At 64.3% G+C, this 18,984-nt stretch carries 18 protein-coding genes; 8 read left to right on the forward strand and 10 right to left on the reverse strand.

Features of this window, described 5'->3' with window-relative positions:
- Positions 1-470 precede the first annotated feature (470 nt).
- Positions 471-1,478, forward strand: coding sequence for a methyltransferase domain-containing protein (locus EPL01_RS07100; RefSeq protein ID WP_168215833.1), 1,008 nt, complete (start codon positions 471-473; stop codon positions 1,476-1,478).
- Positions 1,479-1,565: 87 nt separating this feature from the next.
- Positions 1,566-2,420, forward strand: coding sequence for a TrmB family transcriptional regulator (locus tag EPL01_RS07105; protein ID WP_135824570.1), 855 nt, complete (start codon positions 1,566-1,568; stop codon positions 2,418-2,420).
- A 3-nt stretch (positions 2,421-2,423) separates the two neighbouring features.
- Here the strand turns inward: EPL01_RS07105 and EPL01_RS07110 are convergent, their stop codons facing one another.
- Genes EPL01_RS07110 through EPL01_RS07120 form a run of 3 tightly spaced genes read right to left on the reverse strand, consistent with a single transcriptional unit; the run spans position 2,424 to position 5,647 of the window.
- A complete protein-coding gene (locus EPL01_RS07110; RefSeq protein ID WP_135824571.1) occupies positions 2,424-3,416 on the reverse strand; it encodes an NAD-dependent epimerase/dehydratase family protein in 993 nt (330 codons plus the stop codon).
- Positions 3,413-4,399, reverse strand: coding sequence for an NAD-dependent epimerase/dehydratase family protein (locus EPL01_RS07115; protein WP_135824572.1), 987 nt, complete (start codon positions 4,397-4,399; stop codon positions 3,413-3,415). The genes EPL01_RS07110 and EPL01_RS07115 overlap by 4 nt, the downstream gene beginning before the upstream one ends.
- Positions 4,400-4,423: 24 nt before the next feature.
- Positions 4,424-5,647, reverse strand: a complete 1,224-nt coding sequence (locus tag EPL01_RS07120) for an NAD-dependent epimerase/dehydratase family protein (protein ID WP_135824573.1) — start codon at positions 5,645-5,647, stop codon at positions 4,424-4,426.
- 446 nt (positions 5,648-6,093) lie between these two features.
- Here EPL01_RS07120 and EPL01_RS07125 point away from each other — a divergent pair, with 446 nt between their 5' ends.
- The gene (locus tag EPL01_RS07125; protein WP_135824574.1) at positions 6,094-6,558 is read left to right on the forward strand and encodes a DUF4330 family protein; all 465 of its coding nucleotides are present in this window, start codon (positions 6,094-6,096) and stop codon (positions 6,556-6,558) included.
- A gap of 3 nt (positions 6,559-6,561) precedes the next feature.
- A complete protein-coding gene (locus EPL01_RS07130; protein WP_135824575.1) occupies positions 6,562-7,038 on the forward strand; it encodes a hypothetical protein in 477 nt (158 codons plus the stop codon).
- Between the two features lies 1 nt (position 7,039).
- Here EPL01_RS07130 and glmS read toward each other — a convergent pair whose 3' ends face one another.
- The 5 genes from glmS to EPL01_RS07155 form a co-directional block, all read right to left on the reverse strand.
- Entirely contained in the window at positions 7,040-8,830 is a 1,791-nt protein-coding gene (glmS, locus tag EPL01_RS07135; protein WP_135824576.1) for a glutamine--fructose-6-phosphate transaminase (isomerizing), read from the reverse strand.
- A gap of 42 nt (positions 8,831-8,872) precedes the next feature.
- Positions 8,873-10,126 carry a sugar phosphate nucleotidyltransferase gene (locus EPL01_RS07140; protein ID WP_135824577.1) on the reverse strand — a complete coding sequence of 418 codons (1,254 nt, stop codon included), beginning with the start codon at positions 10,124-10,126 and terminating at the stop codon, positions 8,873-8,875.
- Positions 10,127-10,357: 231 nt separating this feature from the next.
- The gene (locus tag EPL01_RS07145) at positions 10,358-10,810 is read right to left on the reverse strand and encodes a toxin-antitoxin system TumE family protein (RefSeq protein WP_135824578.1); all 453 of its coding nucleotides are present in this window, start codon (positions 10,808-10,810) and stop codon (positions 10,358-10,360) included.
- A 22-nt stretch (positions 10,811-10,832) separates the two neighbouring features.
- Positions 10,833-11,387, reverse strand: a complete 555-nt coding sequence (locus EPL01_RS07150; RefSeq protein WP_135824579.1) for a DUF7342 family protein — start codon at positions 11,385-11,387, stop codon at positions 10,833-10,835.
- A gap of 67 nt (positions 11,388-11,454) precedes the next feature.
- Complete coding sequence (locus EPL01_RS07155) at positions 11,455-12,339, reverse strand: undecaprenyl-diphosphate phosphatase (RefSeq protein ID WP_135824580.1); 885 nt, start codon at positions 12,337-12,339, stop codon at positions 11,455-11,457.
- Positions 12,340-12,518: 179 nt separating this feature from the next.
- On the opposite strand from EPL01_RS07155, the gene EPL01_RS07160 reads away from it, so the two are divergent.
- Entirely contained in the window at positions 12,519-15,899 is a 3,381-nt protein-coding gene (locus EPL01_RS07160) for a PKD domain-containing protein (protein WP_135824581.1), read from the forward strand.
- Here EPL01_RS07160 and EPL01_RS07165 read toward each other — a convergent pair.
- Entirely contained in the window at positions 15,896-16,528 is a 633-nt protein-coding gene (locus tag EPL01_RS07165; protein WP_135824582.1) for a class I SAM-dependent methyltransferase, read from the reverse strand. The genes EPL01_RS07160 and EPL01_RS07165 overlap by 4 nt on opposite strands.
- Positions 16,529-16,978: 450 nt before the next feature.
- Between EPL01_RS07165 and EPL01_RS07170 the strand changes: the two genes are divergently transcribed.
- Positions 16,979-17,671 (forward strand): ERCC4 domain-containing protein, encoded by a 693-nt coding sequence (locus EPL01_RS07170; protein WP_135824583.1) that lies wholly within the window; start codon positions 16,979-16,981, stop codon positions 17,669-17,671.
- A gap of 58 nt (positions 17,672-17,729) precedes the next feature.
- Here EPL01_RS07170 and EPL01_RS07175 read toward each other — a convergent pair whose 3' ends face one another.
- Positions 17,730-18,065: a DsrE family protein gene (locus tag EPL01_RS07175; protein ID WP_168215834.1), complete on the reverse strand. Its 336-nt coding sequence runs from the start codon at positions 18,063-18,065 to the stop codon at positions 17,730-17,732.
- Between the two features lie 97 nt (positions 18,066-18,162).
- Between EPL01_RS07175 and EPL01_RS07180 the strand changes: the two genes are divergently transcribed.
- A complete protein-coding gene (locus EPL01_RS07180; RefSeq protein WP_135824585.1) occupies positions 18,163-18,453 on the forward strand; it encodes a hypothetical protein in 291 nt (96 codons plus the stop codon).
- Positions 18,450-18,971, forward strand: a complete 522-nt coding sequence (locus tag EPL01_RS07185) for a PIN domain-containing protein (protein WP_135824586.1) — start codon at positions 18,450-18,452, stop codon at positions 18,969-18,971. The genes EPL01_RS07180 and EPL01_RS07185 overlap by 4 nt, the downstream gene beginning before the upstream one ends.
- Positions 18,972-18,984 lie beyond the last annotated feature (13 nt).

Genomic DNA, 18,984 nt, shown 5'->3' on the forward strand with positions numbered 1-18,984 from the left:
CGTCCGCTCCCGCTGCCAACATTCAAGAGTCGCGGTGTCTAACGTCCTTTTGAGCAGGTTTGCGGCTTGCATGGACACAACCGCTACAACCTGCTCACTTCTTAAACCGCGCTAACTAGACAGTGCCGTGAAACCGAACACCCCAAAGTGGAAAAACCACGTAGTATTTACGCCCCGTTGAACAATCACCCGCCATGGATAGCCGGTTGTTAGACGCTCTTCAATGCCCACTTTGTAAAAACGTGTTCAGGAAGCGTAAGAGGGGAAGGTCAGACAGAGGTTCCGATTTCGGTGTCATAGAGTGTCGATGTTCTGAGTTTCCGGTCGTCGCTGGTATCCCTATCCTGCGGAACGACGCGTTAACGGAACACGTCAAAGACGTAATTCTGAACGACAATCCCTCCGTAGCACTTCACCTACTGCTCAATCGGCCGACCAACTTTCTGCCGGGGCGGCCCTCGTTGGCCAAATTGGCCTCGAAAGTTCGACATCTCCCCGACCCCTTTTCTCTCGTTTCGAGGTATCTCACCGGTGGGGCAACGATAGAGTCTCAGTTCAACTCGGTCGAGTCAATCGACACGTTCGATGAGGCGGTTCGAACAGTCGGCATCACGAACAGATATTGCCAGTATCTCCTCCACCGACCATTCGCGCAGAGCTTTTGGAACTGTCACGCTGTTTTACCGCTCGTTACGGCCGAGACAGGCCCTGTTCTCGACTACGGAGGTGGATGGGGGCACACTGCGCAACTACTCAAGATAGCGACTTCCCGACCGATATTCTCACTCGAAGTCGATTTCAAACCGCTCTACTTTACGAAACGATACCTAGAACCGGAAACGAAGGGAGTCATTATCGAGCGAGGCAACGACCTCCCCTTCAGCGAGGACGCGTTCAAGACCCTCATCGATCTCGACGGTTTCCACTACGTACACAACAAAAACGGGACCGCAAGCGAGTACGAACGAGTTACCCGCGCCGACGGTTCTATCCTGTTATTACACACTCACAACAGTAACATAAATGAGAGAGCGAATTTCGGAGCGCCGTTACGGGCTAGTGAGTACGCTGAATGTTTCTCCCGGGAGACGATAGGTGTCCCAGAGCGCGATTTCCTCACCGACTTCGTAACTGCCTCTGACACGTACACGGCATCTGACACCTCGGTAAGTGAGACCCAGGAGTTCAACTTCTTCATTGGTCACGACGAAGTTTCGATTGACTGGACGGACCACCCGTTGTCGAATCCGAGCGGCGAGTTCACTCTCAATCCACTCTACGAGAAATCTGCCAACGGAATTACACGGGGAACCGTTCTGCCAGCGTTCGCACGAGAATTCGACCTCAGCATGGAAGCCACCAACGAGTATTATTCCCGGGACGAAATCCACGACCGGGCACGAGAGCTACTCTACAAGGGTGTCTTGACGACCCTTCCCCCGACGTACACTTCGTCTGACCGTCGGATTTCTATTTAGTGATCTAGCAACCCGAGCTTCGAAAGGAGAAGCCCCCGTAGCAGTAACGAACAGTCGTTAAGTACTACGAACGAACACAGCTACTATATGCCAGACCCCTCGGACACTTCTCGCCTCTTGGACAAACTCGACCTCAAGGAGTACGAACAAACCGCACTCGAACACCTCTTCTCACTCGGCCGCACGACAGCGCCGAACCTCGCGGAAGCCACCGGCATCCCCAAGGCGCGCATCTACGGCGTCCTCGACTCGCTCGCGGATCAAGGCCTCGTCAAGATAATCCCCGGTCGCCCGAAGAAGTACCAACCCAAATCACCAGCAGAAATCCTCAACCGGGCGCAGGAGAACCGCCGCCAGTCGTTCGAATCCTACCGCAGAGAGATCGAGTCTGTTCGCGGCGAGTTCCTCGACACCTTCGGACCGCTGTACGAGCAGGCGAGCGAAGACATCACTCCGACAGAGGAACTGTTCTACGTCGTGGACGTGGGCGACCCGAGCGAGACCGAGACGCGCCAGCTGTACCACGACGCCGACGAGACCGTCAACGTCCTCACGAAGAGTTTCGAGTACTTCGAGGAGGTCGAACCCGCTTTCGCCGACGCTGTCGAGCGCGACCTCGACGTACAGCTCATCTTTCTCGAACCGGAGTACCTCTCGGAGGAGAACGAGACCGTCCAGCGGGAAATCGTCTCGGCCATCGACGCGACCTACCCCGAGGTCGAGTATCGATTCAGTAAGGAGAAACTCCCGTGGCGGGGGACCCTCGCGGACCCGAGCATGGAGTACGAGACCGGGAAAGCCATCTTCCTCGTCGAGGAGAAGGACGTACCGCTCCACATGCGACAGGCCGCGGTCACGGAGAACGGGTCGTTCGTGGCCGGGATGAAGCGGTACTTCGACCTCATCTGGGAACACGACAGCCGAGAGACGGCCTGCGAGTGAAAATCAGTTCGCCTTCTGCCGAATCAGCTCTCGAATCGACTCCTCGACGGAGTGGGCCGTCTCCCAGCCAAGTTCCTCGTGGGTTCTCGTCGTATCGACCGCGAAGTCGCTAACGAGCGTCTCACCCTCGCGGGGGTTCTCGACCAGCGAGACCTCAGTCTCGATATCGGCCTCGTCGGCCGCAATCCCTTGTACCAGTTCGGCCACTTCCATCACGCTCGGGTCCTCTTCGCTGGCGAGTTCGTACTTCCGGACGCCCGTCTCGTTCGCGTCGAGTTGGTCGAGCATGACTTCCGCGCTCCGGAGGTACGCCCGCGCCACGTCCTTGACGTGGACGTAGTTGCGCGACTGGGTGCCCGGTTCGTAGACGGTCAGCGGTTCGTCGGAGAACACTCGATTCACGAAGAAGTTGATGACCGTGCCCTTCGAGACGGTACGGCCGTCAATCTCGTGTTCGCCATAGAGGTTCGATTTGAGGAAGAGATGGGCGGGGAACTCACCGTCGGCCATGTCCTCAACGAGGTGTTCGCCCAGTAGCTTCGTCCGTCCGTACCAGTTCATCGGGTCGCGCGGCAGGTCGCTGGTGATGGGGAAGGTCTCGGGGTCGCCCAGCACGGCCATGCTGAACGGGAAGACGAGCCCGGCACCGGTCTTTCGGCAGAACCACGCGACGTTGGCGGTCCCTTGGACGTTGACCTCGTAGGCGAGGTCCCGGTTCTCCTCGCAGTCCTCGACCCCGCTGATGGCCGCCAAGTGCATCACGATGTCCGCACCGTCGAGCGCTTCCTCCAATCGGTCTCGGTTTCGGATGTCGAGGTGTCGGACCGAGATGTCTTCGATTTCGCGCACGTCGCCGAGGTAGAAGTTGTCCACGGCGACGACGTTCCAGTCGGGGTGGACCGCGCGGAGTTGCTGTACGACTCGACTGCCGATGTAGCCTGCGGCTCCGGTGACGGCGATCGTGGGATGGTCGCCTTCGGACGTCGTTTCGGTCATGGCTCGAAAGACTCGTCGGCCGCGTTAAACTCGGTCGGTTCGCCGCTCGACGTGAACCGGTCGGCGAGGTCGCGCACGCCGTCGCGGACGGTCCACTTCGGTTCGAAGCCAGTCTCGGCCAGTCGGTCGAAGTTGACGTGGTACGACGGGCCGGGGTGTTCGTCTTCGAGGTACGTAATGTCGAGGTCGCCGTCCACCTCGTCGCGGACGATTTCGGCGATTTCGGCGATGCGGTAGTTCTCGTCGTTCGCGCCGACGTTGTATACTAGTTCGGACCACGCGTCGGGATTGCACGCGGCGTGTTCGAACGCCCGCGCCGCGTCTCGGACGTGGATGAACGGCCGCCAGTTGCTCCCGTCGCCGTAGACGGTCAGCGGTCGGTCGGTCAGCGCGCGGAACACAAAGTAGTTGACGACGAGGTTGAACCGGATGCCGGGCGCGTAGCCGTAGTTCGTGCTCATCCGGAGCGCCGTGCCGTCGAAGTCGCCCGCCGCGACGTGGTCGGAAAGCAGTCTCTCGGCCTCGTGTTTCGTCTCGGCGTACGGATTGAGCGGGTCGGGTTCGGTCTCCTCGTCGATGTCGGTGCTGGTCGCGCGGCCGTAATTATTACACGACGACGCGAACACGACGTTCTCCACGTCGAGCTTTTCGGCCGCGGTCAGGACGTTCTCCGTCCCGTCGAGGTTGACGGCGTAGGTCTCGTCCTCTCGGTCGTGCGTGCTGTTTGCGCCGGTGATGGCCGCGAGGTGGACGACCGTATCGACGGTCCGCATCGCGCTCTCGACGTCACCGTACTCGCGGACGTCGCCGCGTTTGAACTCTAAGTCCGCGTCGGCACCGACTCGCGCCGCGAGGAGATTCCGGGGAGAACCGGACGCGAGGCTGTCAAGAACGGTGACGTTCCCGACCTCATCGTTGGCTTGGAGTCGCGGAATCAGCACGCTACCGATGTATCCGCAGCCGCCGGTCACTAAGACGTTCATTATGGAAGTAAGAAGGGTATCAGGTCAGTCGAGTTCGGCCGCGACCTCGTCTGCGTCTGCCTGCTCTTCCTCGATGCGGTCTTCGAGGACGCCGGGCAGGAAGCGGTCCTCGTAGGCGGTGATAGTCTCCTCGTACTGAGTTAGCGTCTCGAAGATGTCGCGGACGCCCTCCTCGAACGACTGGGCCTGCTCGCCGACGAGGTCCATGTACCGGTCGTTCTCGATCTCCATCTTGTGAGTCTCGTCCTCGTCGCGCGGGTTCTCGAAGTGTTCGACCGCGACATCGTAGCCGAACTCCGAAGCGACGTCCGAAATCGTTTCGGCAATCTCTACGATGCTTATGGCACGCGTGACTTGGTTGTACACTGTGTAGTCGTCGGGGCGCTCGTCGGGGTCGGTCAGCGCGAGTCGAGCGAGGCCTTCGACGGCGTCCTCGAGGCTGACGAACGGCTTGCGCTGCTCGCCCTTGCCGTACACCGTCACGGGGTAGCCAGCGATGGCCTGCGCGCAGAAACGGTGGGCGACGGTCCCGAAGTAGTAGTCGAAGTCGAACCGGGTCTTGAGGTGGTAGTCGTCGCCGCGGGTCTCGGCGGTCTCGGTCCCGTAGGCGATGGCGGTCCGCACGTCGCTGATGGGGATGTCGAACTGCTGGTGGGCCAGCCGCATGTTGGCGGCGTCGTGGGACTTGGTGAGGTGGTACCAGCTCCCCGCCATCGCGGGGAAGGGCACGTCGTCACGCTCACCCTGATTCTCCATCGTGGCACCGCCCTCCGGAATCGGGAACTCGGGGGCACCGTACACGCCGGTCGTGGTCGTCTCGATGAAGTGGGAGTCGGTCAGGTCGTGTTCTTCGAGGCCCCAGAGGAGGTTGCGAGTCGCTTGGAGGTTGTTGTGCTGAGTATAGTTCGCGCGCTCGCCGTTGATCTGGGAGTACGGCGCGGACGGCTGGGCGGCCGTGTGGACCACGGTGTCGGGTTCGTGGACCGAGAGGAGTTCGTCCACGAAGTCCTTGTCCGTCAGGTCACCCTCGACGAACGAGAGGTTGTACACGTCGAGTTTGGCCTTGGCCGCGCCCAGTCGCTCCTCCATCTCGCGGATGGGAATCGCGCTTGTGCTACCGATTTCGCTGACCCACTCGCGTCGCGCAAAGTTGTCTACGGCGACGACGCGGTCGTCAGTACGTTCGGCGATTCGGAGAGCAGTCGGCCAGCCGATGTACCCATCGGCGCCCGTAACTAGTATCGTCATGGGTTACTCAGACTGCGAGTAACCACCCTAAAAAGTATTGTTATTTTAGATTTGGCTGGCGGTTTCACTTGCCGAAGCTGAGACTAAGCAGTACGCTTTCTGTGATAGAACCTTCGAGCCTCCAAAATCGAACGAAACCGACGCTATTCGTCTTCGCGCTGTTCGCTCAGTCGTTCCGCAATCTCGATGCAACCGTCTCCGTCGCCGAGACACTCTAGGTGGTCACTCGCGTCGTCTTCCGGAGCCGAATTAGAGTTACTCATTGTCTGAGTAACCCACCTCATTCGGGACGTATCAGTGTATCGGAACCATCGGGACATATACGACGAAACCGTTCGAGGCCACCGGACGAGCGAGTTCGGGGCATCCAAGTCGGCACCCAAAACACAACAGTTTAGCGGCGCGACGAACCACGGCTTCGAATACGAAGACGGAGTTACGAACCTATGGATATCATCGACGACAAGGGCCGACTCTTCGGCACCGTCAACATCATTGACGCGCTCGCAGTTCTGCTCGTCCTCGCAGTTGCCGCCGCAGGCGCAGCATTTGTCCTCGGTCCGAAAGAGAAAGCGACCGACCGCACGAAAACGACGGTCACGTTCGAGGCAACCGGCGTCCAACCGTACGTCGCCGACGCCATCCCCGAAGGTACCATCGACTCGGACCGCATTGCCGCCGTCGAGAACAAATCGGTTCGTCCGACCGAAGTGGTCGTCACCGACCAGAACGGGACATTCCACGAGCGGAAGCACCCACAGAAAAAAACAGTCACACTTCGCGTTGCGCTTAACACCACGAGCGCGGACGGCGAATCCCAGTTCGACGGCGAACCGCTCGAAGTCGGCCAGCAACTTACGCTCGACTTTGGCCCCGTCACCGTGAAAGGGGCCGTCACGAAGACCTCCTAATCTATGCCGACCGACACCCAGCGCGCGGGCTATGCTGCCGACTCCATACTTGTTAGCCTCACTCGGCACATTGTCGCTCAGCTTCAGATGTGGATAGCCGCCTCGTGGCTCGCCCGCGCGGGAACAGCATTCGTGGATCGCCTTGCCACCGCCGCCGACGCGTCAGTGATAGCCAAGAGCGGCCGTACGTTCGCATTCTGGATACACTTCTCGTTCTTCTATCGTTGGCTCACTAAGAAACCGAACCCGGAGGTTGTCGTCATCGACCTTCGGGAGACCTACACCGTTGGGCCGTTCATTAGACTTCTCAACCGCCTCGCGCCGACCGTCGCTCGCATATGGCAAGGGTCGTTCGTCGCCCGAATCACAATACGACTCCGGACGGCCGCGAATGCAGCGTGGCTGACGGAATCAAAAACGGTTCGACTGCTCCGGGCGGCGTTGGAACCCCCAGAGTTGCCAGACGAAAACGAACGGTAGCCTACTCCACCGTCACGCTCTTGGCTAGATTACGCGGCTTATCAATCGACCGCCCCAGCTTGTTCGCCGCGTGGTACGCCACCAACTGCAACTGCACGTTGGCCAACACCGGAGCCACCCGCGGATGGGTCTCGGGAATCTCCAGCACCTCGTCGGCGTACCGCTCGACCTCCGAGGCCCCGTCCGTAACCGCGACCACGGGAGCGTCCCGCGCTTCGACCTCTTTGACGTTGCCGACGGTCTTGGTCGCGGTCTCGTCGTTACCCGTCACAATCGCAAACACCGGCGTCTTCTCGGTCACCAACGCTAGCGGGCCGTGCTTCAGCTCGCCCGCGGCGAACCCCTCGGCGTGCTTGTAGGTAATCTCCTTCATCTTGAGCGCGGCCTCCATGGAGACGGGGTGGTTGTAGTCCCGACCGATGAAGAAGTAGCCCTCTGCGTCGAGGAACCGCTCTGCGACTTGCTCGGCCCGCGAGGAGTCCAACAACTCCTGCACTTGCCCCGGCAGGTCCCGAAGCGCCTGCACGACCTCACGAGCGTCGCCTCGCCGGGCGAGCGACGACGCGAGCAGGTTGGCCGCCACGACCTGCGAGGAGAACGTCTTGCTCGCGGCGACGCCGATTTCCGGCCCGGCCCGAATAAAGAGCGCCCGGTCGCACTCCCTCGCCGCGGTCGAACCCACGACGTTGGTCATCGCCAGCGTTCGGACGCCCCGCCGCTGGGCCTCGCGGAGCGCGGACAGGGTGTCGGCGGTCTCGCCGCTCTGGGTGATGCCGACGACGAGCGCGTCGTCGGGAATCGGCGGGGGCGCAATGGCGTACTCGCTGGCGAGGAAGGCCTGTGCGTGGACGCCAGCCTCGCGCAAGGCCTGCGCTCCAAACAGCGCAGCGTGATAAGACGTACCACAAGCAACGAACTGCACAGAGCCAGGATTCAACCCTTCGAGGGCCTCGACTTCGACCGACCCCGTGAGTTCGTCCACGCGGCCCCGCAGACACTTCCGGAGCGCGCGGGGTTGCTCGTGAATCTCCTTGAGCATGTAGTGGTCGTAGCCGCTCTTGGCGGTCTCCTCGGCGTCCCACTCGACGCGGGAGACCGACTTCTCCAACAGTTTGCCCTCGGCGTCCGAGACGGTCCACGACCCGGATTCGAGGCGGGCGAACTCGCCGTCTTCGAGGTAGACCACCCGGTCGGTGTAATCGAGGAATGCGGGCACGTCGCTGGCGAGGTAAGCCGCCTCGTCGCCGACGCCGACGACCAGCGGGGAGTCCCGGCGCGTGGCGAGGAGGGCCTCCGAGTCCTCGGAGACCGCCGCGAGCGCGTAGCTGCCGTCGAGTCGCCCGACCGCGGACCGAAACGCCTCCTCGAAGGTCGCGCCCTCGGCGAGGCGCTCCTCGATGAGGTGGGGGACGACCTCGGTGTCGGTGTCGCTGTCGAACTCGTGGCCGCGGTCGGCGAGGTCGGCCTTGAGGTCGTCGTAGTTCTCGATGATGCCGTTGTGGACCACCGCCACGTCGCCCGAGCAGTCGGTGTGCGGGTGGGCGTTCTGGTCGCTCGGCGGGCCGTGGGTACTCCAGCGCGTGTGGCCGATGCCGACCGGCCCGTCGAGACCGCCGTCCACGGCCTCCTGGAGGTGGTAGAGTTCGCCCTCGCGCTTGCAGACCGAGAGGTCGCCGTTCGAGAGCGCGACCCCCGCCGAGTCGTAGCCCCGATATTCGAGGCCTTCGAGACCGTCGAGGAGCACGTCGAGGGTGTCGCCGCTCTGGCCGGCGTAGCCGATGATGCCGCACATCAGCGGACCACCCTAAACGTCTGCAACGAAACAGCACTCATGTCAACGAAACACCTCGGCGCGTTCGTTTATATTTTCGGATACGGTGACGCCGGTGTGGAGGGTGGCGCTCGGCGCGACCAGCGTGCCGGGAGCGACGCTCACGTCGCCCTCGGCCCGGACGCGGTCGGCCAGCACCGCGCCGAGTCGCTGGTCCTCGAAGACGGTGTCGCCGACGCGCACGTCGCCCGGGCCGCCGGGGACCGTGGTGTCGGCCCCCAAGGCGACGCCCTGCCCGGTCACGCAGTCCAGCAGGGTGGAGTTCGGGCCGACGCGGGCGTCGGTGTCCAGCACCGACCGGGAGACGACCGCGTTCGCGCCGACGGTCGCGTTCCGGCCCAAGGCGGCGTAGGGGCCGACGACCGCGCCGGGGCGGACCTCGGTGTCGGGACCGACCACGACCGGGCCTTGCAGGGTGGCGTCGTCGTGGACCGTCGCGCTGTCGGCCACCCAGACCGACTCCTCGCGCTCGGGTTCGGTCACTCGACCGTGGAGCAGGAGGTCCCGAGAGACGTCGAGCAGGTCCCACGGGTAGGTCGCGTCCTCCCATAGCTCCTCGGTGACGACGCCCCGGACCGTGGCGTCGCCGGGCGCGGCGCGGCCGGTTTCCGCGGCGTCGCCATCCTCGGCGTCGACTCCCTCGATGAGGCGGACCAGCGTGTCGGTCAGCGCGAGTTCGCCCTGCACGCGCGGCGTCGCCTCGATGGCGTCGAAGATGGAGGGGTCGAAAGCATAGACGCCCGCGTTGAGCAGGCGGTACTCGTCGGTGTCGGGCTTCTCGACCAGCTCCACGACGCGGTCGCCGTCCATCACGACCGCGCCGTAGTGAGAGACGTCGGCCTGCTCGGTGACCGCGAGCGTGGCGTTGCCGTCGTCTTCCTCGAAGGCGTCCAGCACGTCGGCGACCATCTGGCGCTCGATGACCTGGTCGCCGTTGACCACCAGAAAGCCGTCCTCTTGGGAGACGGCGTCGCGGGCCTGCAAGAGGGCGTGACCGCTCCCCAACTGCTTGTCCTGTGAGACGTAGTTGACCGGGATGTTCCGGTAGGTCGGACCGAAGTGGTCCTGCACCCGGTCGCGCTTGTAGCCGACGACGACGTGGAGGCGCTCGATACCGGCCCCGATGAGCGCGTCGAAGACGTGTTCGAGAATCGGCCTGTCCGCGGCCGGAAGCATCGGTTTCGGACGATTACGCGTCAACGGCCGCAGCCGGGTTCCCTCACCCGCGGCCAGCACGACGGCGGCGCGAACTGTCATGTCCGGATAATCGGCAACGTGCGGTATCAACCTTCGGCTTCACGGGATGGAGATGTTCAGATACGGAGGTCGAGCCGTAGTTCGGGTCGGAAGAAATGTAACTATTTCTTTAATATAGAATTTGATTTGCTAAAGAATTGTTCTCCTATATGACCAGCGCCGCGCCGCCGACCATCGCCAACACGCCGAGGCCGATGCCGACGCCCCAGAACGGGACGCGTTTGACCGACCTCACTCCAAATCGCTCGTCTCGTGGAGTCGCTCGACGCGCTCGCTCGTCCAGTCGAGGACCGTGAACAACACCTCCAGAAAGTGGGCGTCGAGCGGCGACTCCTCGGCAGTACCCGCGTCCGGCGGCGGGTGGAAGTGCGTCCTCGGCGCGTCGGACTTCGGGTGGCGGTCCCATCGACATTGGTACTGGTCGTCGCCGCGGCGCTCGACGTAGTGCAAGGAGTAGTCGTCAGTCGTGAACCAGCGAACGTCGAGCCGAACCGCGTCCACCGCGGCCGGATACGTCTCCGCGTCGATTCGGAGTTCGAGCAATCGCGGCGCGGCGCTCGACGGGTCGAACTGCCACGACTCGACCAGCGGATGCGTATCGGCGCGTCTGCCGATGGTCCGAAGCGTGGGCACGTCGAGTTCCCCCATCGGAACCGAGTCGCCGTCTCGTGGTGACTCAGACATCGCGTTACGGCACCTCGGGAGTTCAGACGGACGCCGCGTCGTTCGCGTCTCCGCCGCGCTCGGCGCGATGGGCGGCCTGCTGAAGCAATTGCAGGTCGCGCCGGACGGTCCGCCAGCGAGTCAGCGCCTCCCACGAGTCGTGAATCTCGTCGTGGTCGCTGGTCTCGAACGTCTCAGGCGAGACGGCGTCGGGGTCGGGCGCGTCGAATCGGTCCTGAAAGTCCTCGTCCTCCGCGAGGAGGTCCTCGATTCGGTCTCGCAGTTCCGCCGCGGAGTTGTTCGTGGCGAGGTCCTCGATTCGCTTCCACCGGAAGTACGAGTCGTTCCGGCGGTAGGTGGCCGGGCGGCCCTCTCGACGTTCCGCGACGCCCATCTCGACCAACTGGGAGAGAGCGTCCCGAGCGCCGTCGGCCGAGCAGTCGGCCGCGTCGGCGATGTCGCTCGCCGACGTGTAGTCTGACGTGCCGGTAATCACGTCGTAGACGCGCTGGAACGTAGTTTGTCCCTCACGCCACCGCCGTTTGCTGTCGCCGGAGTGGGAATTCGACGGTGTGGGTCCGCTCGGCCCGTCGGTCATACGACACGTTTCGAGCTAGTGGAGGATATATCTTTCCCGAAGACGAGATATATCGCTTCCAACCCGCTCAAATCACCAGCGCCGCGCCGCCGACCATCGCCAGCGCGCCGAGACCGATGCAGACGCCCCAGAAGGGAACGCGCTCGACCACTCGCATCAGCGCGTCGATGGTCAGATAGCCAACGACCGCCGCGGTGCCCAGCGCCAGCGCGGCCTCGGTCGGCGCGACCGACGGGATGCCGGTGTCGAGCAGGACGAGGACGCCAGCGCCGAGCGCGGCCGGAATCGACAGCAGGAACGAGAGGCGGAACGAGGAGGGGCCGTCGTGGCCGCGGAACAGGAGCGCCGAGGCGGTGGTGCCCGACCGCGAGACGCCGGGGAGGATGGCGAGTCCCTGCAGAGCGCCGACCAGCACGGCGTCGATGAGGTCGGGGGACTCCCGTCCACCGAACTCGAAATCGTCCGCGACTCGCTGAAGGACGCCCGTCAGCACCAGCAGGACGCCGACCAGCGCGACGAACGCGCCGCCGGTCAGCGCCGAGACGACGTGGTCGAGGGTCTCGTACGCCGCGATGCCGACGACGCCGGAGGCCAGCGTGGCGACCCCGAGGAAGGAGAGGGTCGGGCGCTCGCTGGCGGTTCGTGGTCTGCCGGTACTGTTCGAGGCCGCGGACCCGCCGGACGGCGCGGCCGGTTCGCCGGGGTCGAACGCCGACCGCGGCCGCCACGTCGGAAGCGCACCCAGCACCTCGCGGAGTTCGTCGCGGTAGTACACTGTCGCCGAGAGCGCGGTCCCGGCGTGGAGGAACAGCGAGAACTGGACCGCGGCCTCCGGCGAGGAGCCGAGCGCGGTCAGAAAGACGGTGATGTTGCCCTCGCTGGAGATGGGCAACCACTCGAAGACGCCCTGCAAGGCTCCGGCGACGACCGCAATCAGCGCGGACCGATTCATACAGGGTGGGCGAACGTCGGAGGTAAAAACTGCTCGGAAGTCCGCCGAGTCGAGGACGCGGCGAGCCGGGAAGCGCAGAAAACACTAGAATTTAACTTTTCAATTTGATTTCCAGTATTTTAATAAGGGCCTAGATGAACCAACCGACAACGACCTTTCGGTCGGCATGGCACGCACCTATGGCACGCAAGCACCCCTCTCTTCGCGTCTCCGATAGCGGCGGCGCTCGTCGCACGGTCGCCCTCTTGGCGACGTTTCTCCTCGTGGCGAGCGTCCTCGCGCCAGCACCGATGGCCGCGGCCGTCGGCCTCGGCGACCACGCGCCGGTCGTCGGGGCCGCAGGCAACGCGGACGAAGCGACGGTCGCTAACGACGCCTCGACCACCGTCGCCAACGACGATTCCACGACCGTCACCAGCGATGGCTCGACCACGACCGTCGCCGAAGGCGATACGACCGCCGTCGCCAACGACGACTCGGTCACGATACGCGGCCAAGTCGAGGCCAGCGACGGCGCTCCCGCGACGAACGACAGCGTCCTCCTCGGGTCTGCCGACCGAAACCGGACCGACGAGCGCGGGCGCTTTCACGTTTACAGCGACGACAACCGGAGCTACGACCTGACCTACCGCCAGCGAAACGGGACGACCGGCGACGGTCTCCCGGCAATCTACGCCATCGGGCGAGTGAATTCGACCGACCGGAATCGGACCGTCTCGCTCCCGGCCGCGTCGGTGCTGAACCTCACGGTGGTCGCCGAGAACGGGACCGCAGTCCCGAACGCGACGGTGCGACTGACCCACGCCCGAGGCGGCGCGAACGCGACGCTCTCGGGGGAGACCGACGCGCAGGGGCGGGTCAGGGTCGGCGGTCACGTCGGCGTCGAACTCGCCGGAACCGTCACCGTGTCGGTCGAAGCGCCGAACGCCTCGTTGGCCGACCGCGAGGTCACCGTCCCGGCCGACGCGGGCGACCGGCGGGTGGTCCTCGACCTGACCGAGGAGACCCCGCCGACGCTCCGGTACGACGTGAGCGCCCGGACCGCGAACGTCTCGGAACTGGTCACCTTCGACGCGACGAACTCGACTGACCCGTCGGGTATCGCGGAGACGACGTGGACCTTCCCGGCCGACACCGTCTCGCGCGCGGCGGTCGGCTATCGCTTCTCCGAGCGGGGCAACTACTCGGTGAACCTGTCGGCGACCGACGGCGCGGGCAACGTGAACCGCACGACAGTCCCGATTCGCATCGTGGACCGGCGAGACCCGGTCGCCGACCTCGCGGTGACTGAGGCCGGGGAGAACGCGACGAACCGCGAAGGGAACGCGACCACCGTCACGGTGAACGAGTCGGTCACGTTCGACGCGACCGACTCGTTCGACAGCGAGACGGGCATCGCGGAGTACCGCTGGGACTTCGACGGCGACGGGTCGTTCGAGCGAAACACCTCCGCGGAGTCCCCGGCGACGGCCTCCCCGGCGACGGTCTCGCACGCCTACGCCGACAGCGGCAGGTACAACGCCACGGTAGAAGTCACCGACGCGGCCGGAAATCTGGCGAGGGCCGAGCGGCGAATCGTCGTCGAAATCCCGCCGCCGACCGCGAACTTCACCATCTCCGACGCCCGGCCGAGCATCGGGGAGGCGGTCGAGTTCAACGCCTCGGTGACGGCCGCGGTCGGAACCGTCACCGAGTACGCGTGGGAAATCGAGTACCCGTCCTCCTCGTTCGTCCTCGACGGCAGAGTGGTCAATCAGGAGTTCCCCGACAGCGGAACCTACAACGTGACGCTGACCGTCACCGACGAGGAGGGCCAGACCGACGAACTGACCCGGAGCGTCGAGGTGCCGAACAAGCCGCCGGAGGCCGACGCGCGGGCCGGTGAGTCGGTCGTCGCCGGGTCGCTGTTCGCGCTCGACGGACGCTACTCGACCGACCCGGACGACTCCTTCTCGGTCGCGTGGAACCAGACCGAGGGACCGCCGGTCGAACTCTCGAACGACTCAGCAGAGAACCCGGCGTTCACCGCGCCGGAGGTGAACCGGACGACCACCCTCCGATTCAACCTGACCGTCACCGACGACCACGGCGCGACCGACGAGGACGCAGTCGCAATCGCGGTCGTACCGAGTTCCCTGCCGAACGTCTCGCACGCGCCCGAGGAACCGACCGTCAACGAGTCGGTCGCGTTCGAGGTCAACCGGTCGGGCGAGTACGGCTGGGACTTCGACGGCGACGGAACCGTCGAGGCGACTCCCGAGTCGGCGAACGTGACCGAGAGGAACGCGACCCACCGGTTCGACGCGCCGGGCGAGTACGACGTGACGCTCGTGGACGCCGCGGGCCGCGAGGTCGTCCGGAACGTGACCGTCGCGCTCGCAAACGAGTCGGAAACAGGCGGCTCTGGAACCGGTGACTCCGGAGCAGACGGGAACGCGACCGACGGGGGCGAGAACGCGACCGAAACAGGCGGAAACGCGACGGAGAACGAGACCGATACGAGCGGTGGCGGCGCAGGCGGCGGGTCCGGAGCGCCCGCTGGCAGCGGTGGCGGAAGTAGTGGCGGTAGTGGCGCAACCGGTGGAACCAGCGGCAATTCGGCAGATGGTGCAACCGGCGGCGACTCGACCGGCGCTACCGGCGGCGGTGGAGCAGGAGGCACCGGCGGTGCGACAGGCGGCGCGGCCGGAGGAGCGACCGGCGGTGGCTCGGCAGGCGGCACCGGGGGTAGCGATTCGGCAGGCGGTTCGGCAGGCGGCACCGGGGGTAGCGATTCGGCAGGCGATTCGGCAGACGACAATGCCGGTGCAGACGAATCCGAACGGGCCGAGAAAGCACCCTCCCCTGCGGTGACCGTCGAGCGAGTCGGCGACAGCTCGGACCGCGTCGTCGCGGCGGTCGAGAACGCCTCCGGCGGCGACCGAGCGGCGGTCGAGTTCCCCGAGGAGTTCGGCCGGAATCGCTCGGCGTTCGAGACGCTGTCGGTCGTCACGGACGGCGCGTCGAAGTTCTCGCTTTCGGTCGGTGCGCTCTCGACGCCGCCGACCGGGACGCCGAGTCCGAACGCGGACGCGGTGGTGTCGTACCTCCGAGTCGGCGAGCGGAACATCACCGACACCGCGATTCGGTCGGCCCGGTTCCGGTTCCGAGTCGCCGCGTCGGCGCTCGACGAGTTGGGTGTCTCGCCCGACACGGTGGGACTCTACCGCTTTCACGACGGCGAGTGGCAGACGCTGGAGACGAGGGTGCTGAAGCAAGTCGGCGATTTCTACCGCTTCGAGGCGACCTCGCCGGGGTTCTCGGTGTTCGCGGTCGGCGTCGGTTCGGCAGGCGAAGACGACTCGGAAGCTGCCAAGAACGCGACGACGGCGGACGAGAATTCAGCCTCGGATGAAGATTCCGAGAGCAACGACCGAGCCATGTCCGACCAGAACGTCAAGTCCGGGACGCCGCCGTCGCAGGCGGACGAGTCGAGCGGCATCAGCGACAGCATGCTCTCGCTCGGCCTGTTCGTGGCGGCGCTGTTGGCCGCCGCGCTGTGGGGGTATCTGCTGAGCTAATCGGCCGACGAGTCGAGGCGCGCCGCGAAGAACACCCACTGCTCGTCCTCCTCCGCGAACTGGTTGCTGGCTCCCCACTCGTCGGTGATCTCGAACCCGGCGCTCCGGAGGTGGTCGCGGGTCGCCTCCGCGCCAGCGATGTGCCACTGCATCTCCGCGCCGGCGTCGAGCCAGTCGGGGTTCGACCCGCTCCACTCGTTCGGACCCTCGGAGACGAGGAGTCGCCCGCCGGGTCGCAGGACGCGGGCGAACTCGTCGACGACCGCCTGATGCTCGCCGCGCGGGACGTGAATCAGCGAGTGGAAGGCGGTGAGCGCGTCGAACGCGTCGTCGCGGACGGGGAGTCGCGTCATGTCGCCCTGCAAGACCGGGACGCCCGGGACGTTCTCGGCGGCGAGTTCCAGTTGCGAGCGCGAGAAATCGACGCCCATCGCAGTCGCCGACTCGGCCAACCGGTCGAGGACCGGCGTGCCCTGTCCGCACCCCACGTCGAGGACCCGCACCGACTCCCCGACGGATTCGAGGAACTCGGCGAGGATGCCAGTCTGGCGACTCCCATCGTGGCGCTGCTCGGCGTACGTCTCGGCCAACTCGTCGTACCCGCGGCGAACCGCGTCCTTCTCGACCATTGCAGACGAGTACCGAGCGAGGACTGTTCAATTTTTGCATGGGTTGGGAAGCGTTCGCAGTCGAGCGTCGAACCATGTACCGCATCCACCGACTGGTTTCGACCGGTGAAGCATGTGCTGTCCTGGTGGAATGAAAGGGCGAGCGGGGTTCGCGGTCGTCGTGAGCGAAGCGAACGACTGCTCGGCGGACGCGGTTTGTCCGCCGGTGGCCGCGGCCCGTGGTCGTCTCCGATGGGTCACTATTCGGCGCGCGCAGTTCTGCGCCCGCCGAATAGCCCTCGGATCGACCGCGAACCGCGCGAGGGCTTTCGAAGACTCTGCCGTTCTCTCCGTTCCTGCGGTCCCGAGCGCGAGGGCTTTCGAGACCGATACCCTTCCGGCTGCATTTTCGTCTCTGAATCGACTGAGGAGCCGAGATACTGATACGCGCCAAACCCCTACCCACGGCTAATGCCACTCTCGGTCGTAGTAGACGACAGAGAACCCGAGGGAATCCGACGCGCGGTCGAGGCCCACGGCGACGTGTCCGCGGTCGAGGTCCGCCGACTCCCCGCGGCGGACTTCGCGGTGCTGGACGGCGACGGTGATTCCGGCGGCGAGACGACCAGTTCGGTCGGCATCGAGCGCAAGACCGTCTCGGACTACGTGAACTCCGCCATCGGCACGACCGGCACGGACCTCCGCGAGCAAGTCGCAAAGATGGGGTCGGCCTACGACCACGCTTACGTCCTGCTCGAGGGCGACCTCTCGGAGGTCGGCGCGCGCAGGCCCGGCCTCGACTCGGCGGCGGTCCACGGCACGATGGCCTCGTTCGCCGCGCGTCACGACACGCCGGTCCTGCCCTGCTCGGACCGCGAGCGACTGGTGGACGTGGCGATTCGCCTGCTCCGCAAGCACGGCGAGGAGCCGTCCGCGAGGCCGCTCCCCGGCGGGACGATTACCGGCTACGCCACCCCGACGACGAAGAAGCTGTTCGGCTGTATCGAGGGCGTCGGCCCGCAGACCGCGGGCGCGATTTACGAGGAGTTCTCCTCGGTCGAGGCCCTGCTGGCGGCGACGCCCGAGGAGTTGCAAGAAATCGAGGGCGTGGGCGAGAAACGCGCCGCCGCGATTTTCGAGACGCTCCGCGGTGAACGGGACTAAGCAATATTTCTATGCTTTTTGAATGATTCTGATTGTCTAAGACACTTATAATTATTTCTTAAAGTCGGATATAGGCGTACCCCGCGTCCTGAAGCCGGGTCAGTTCGCCGACGCCCGAGGAGACCACCTCGACGCCCTCCAACAGGTTCTCCTCCGACACGTCGGGGTGCCGGGCCGCGTTGCTACACGCCTTGAGTTCGACGCCCTCGCCGAGCAAGCCCCGGAGGTCGTCGGCGAGGTCCGAGTCGGCGTGGAGTCGCGTGATGGCCTCGCCGTTGTCGAGGACCACCGCGACTGCGTCCATCTCGACCGTCTCGTCGGCGAGCAAGTTGCTGACCTTGGCGACGACGACCCGCACGTCCTCGGGCGTCGAAACGTGGAAGACCGTTCGCATGGCCGGGGAGTCGCGCGGCGGAGCGAAAGGGGTTGCGGTGATGTCCGACTTCTTAGAAGCCGGAAGTTTTGTATTCATTGCATACATTGCATACATCATGGGTACTATTTCATCCCGCATTCCGGACGACCTCGAAGACGATTTGCAGTCGTACATTGAGGAGGAGAATCTCGATAAGAGTACTGCGGTTCGGAAGCTCCTCACGGAAGGACTCGGTGATTGGCGAAAAGAAAAAGCGCTGGAAAAGCTTGAGGCCGGTGAAACAACTCTCTCGGGGGCTGCTGCAATTGCGGAAATGAATGTTTGGGAGTTCGCCGCGCTAGCTAAAGACCGAAACGTGACGTTGGTCTCTGATGACCACTTAGAGTCGGATTTGGACGACCTATGACACTGGTTTTCGACGCGACTCCTCTCATCTATCTCGGGAAAGCCGACCGATTAGGTGTGTTGACGAACTTGGAGGATGACCTCGTCATTCCTGGCCGAGTCTGTAAAGAGGTCGTTGGCGATGGTATGAAACGGGGGTACCCCGACGCGAAGCGAATCAATAACCGTCTTCGGGACGGTCTCTTCGAACAGCGGACTTTCGAGAAAAACGAACGTTTCGCGAATCTCGTGGAAAATACCTCCCTTAGCCCAGCAGATGTAGCGGTCTTGTTACTTGCCGACGATGCAGATGGCACCGCCGTGATGGACGAACGACATGGCCGGGAAATCGCCGACGTAGAGGGTATCGAAACACGCGGAACGGCCTACCTCCTGCTGTCGCTGGTAAAACGCGGCGACCTCCCTGCCGAAGAGGCGCGAGATACTATCGACGAGATGCTCGACGCTGGTTGGCATTGCTCGCCCAATCTCTATGCCAAGATTATCCGCAAACTCGACGAACTTGCGCCGGAGGAATGAGAAACCCGTTTAC

It is taken from the genome of Halorussus ruber, assembly GCF_004765785.1.
In the GTDB taxonomy this organism is placed as follows: domain Archaea; phylum Halobacteriota; class Halobacteria; order Halobacteriales; family Haladaptataceae; genus Halorussus; species Halorussus ruber.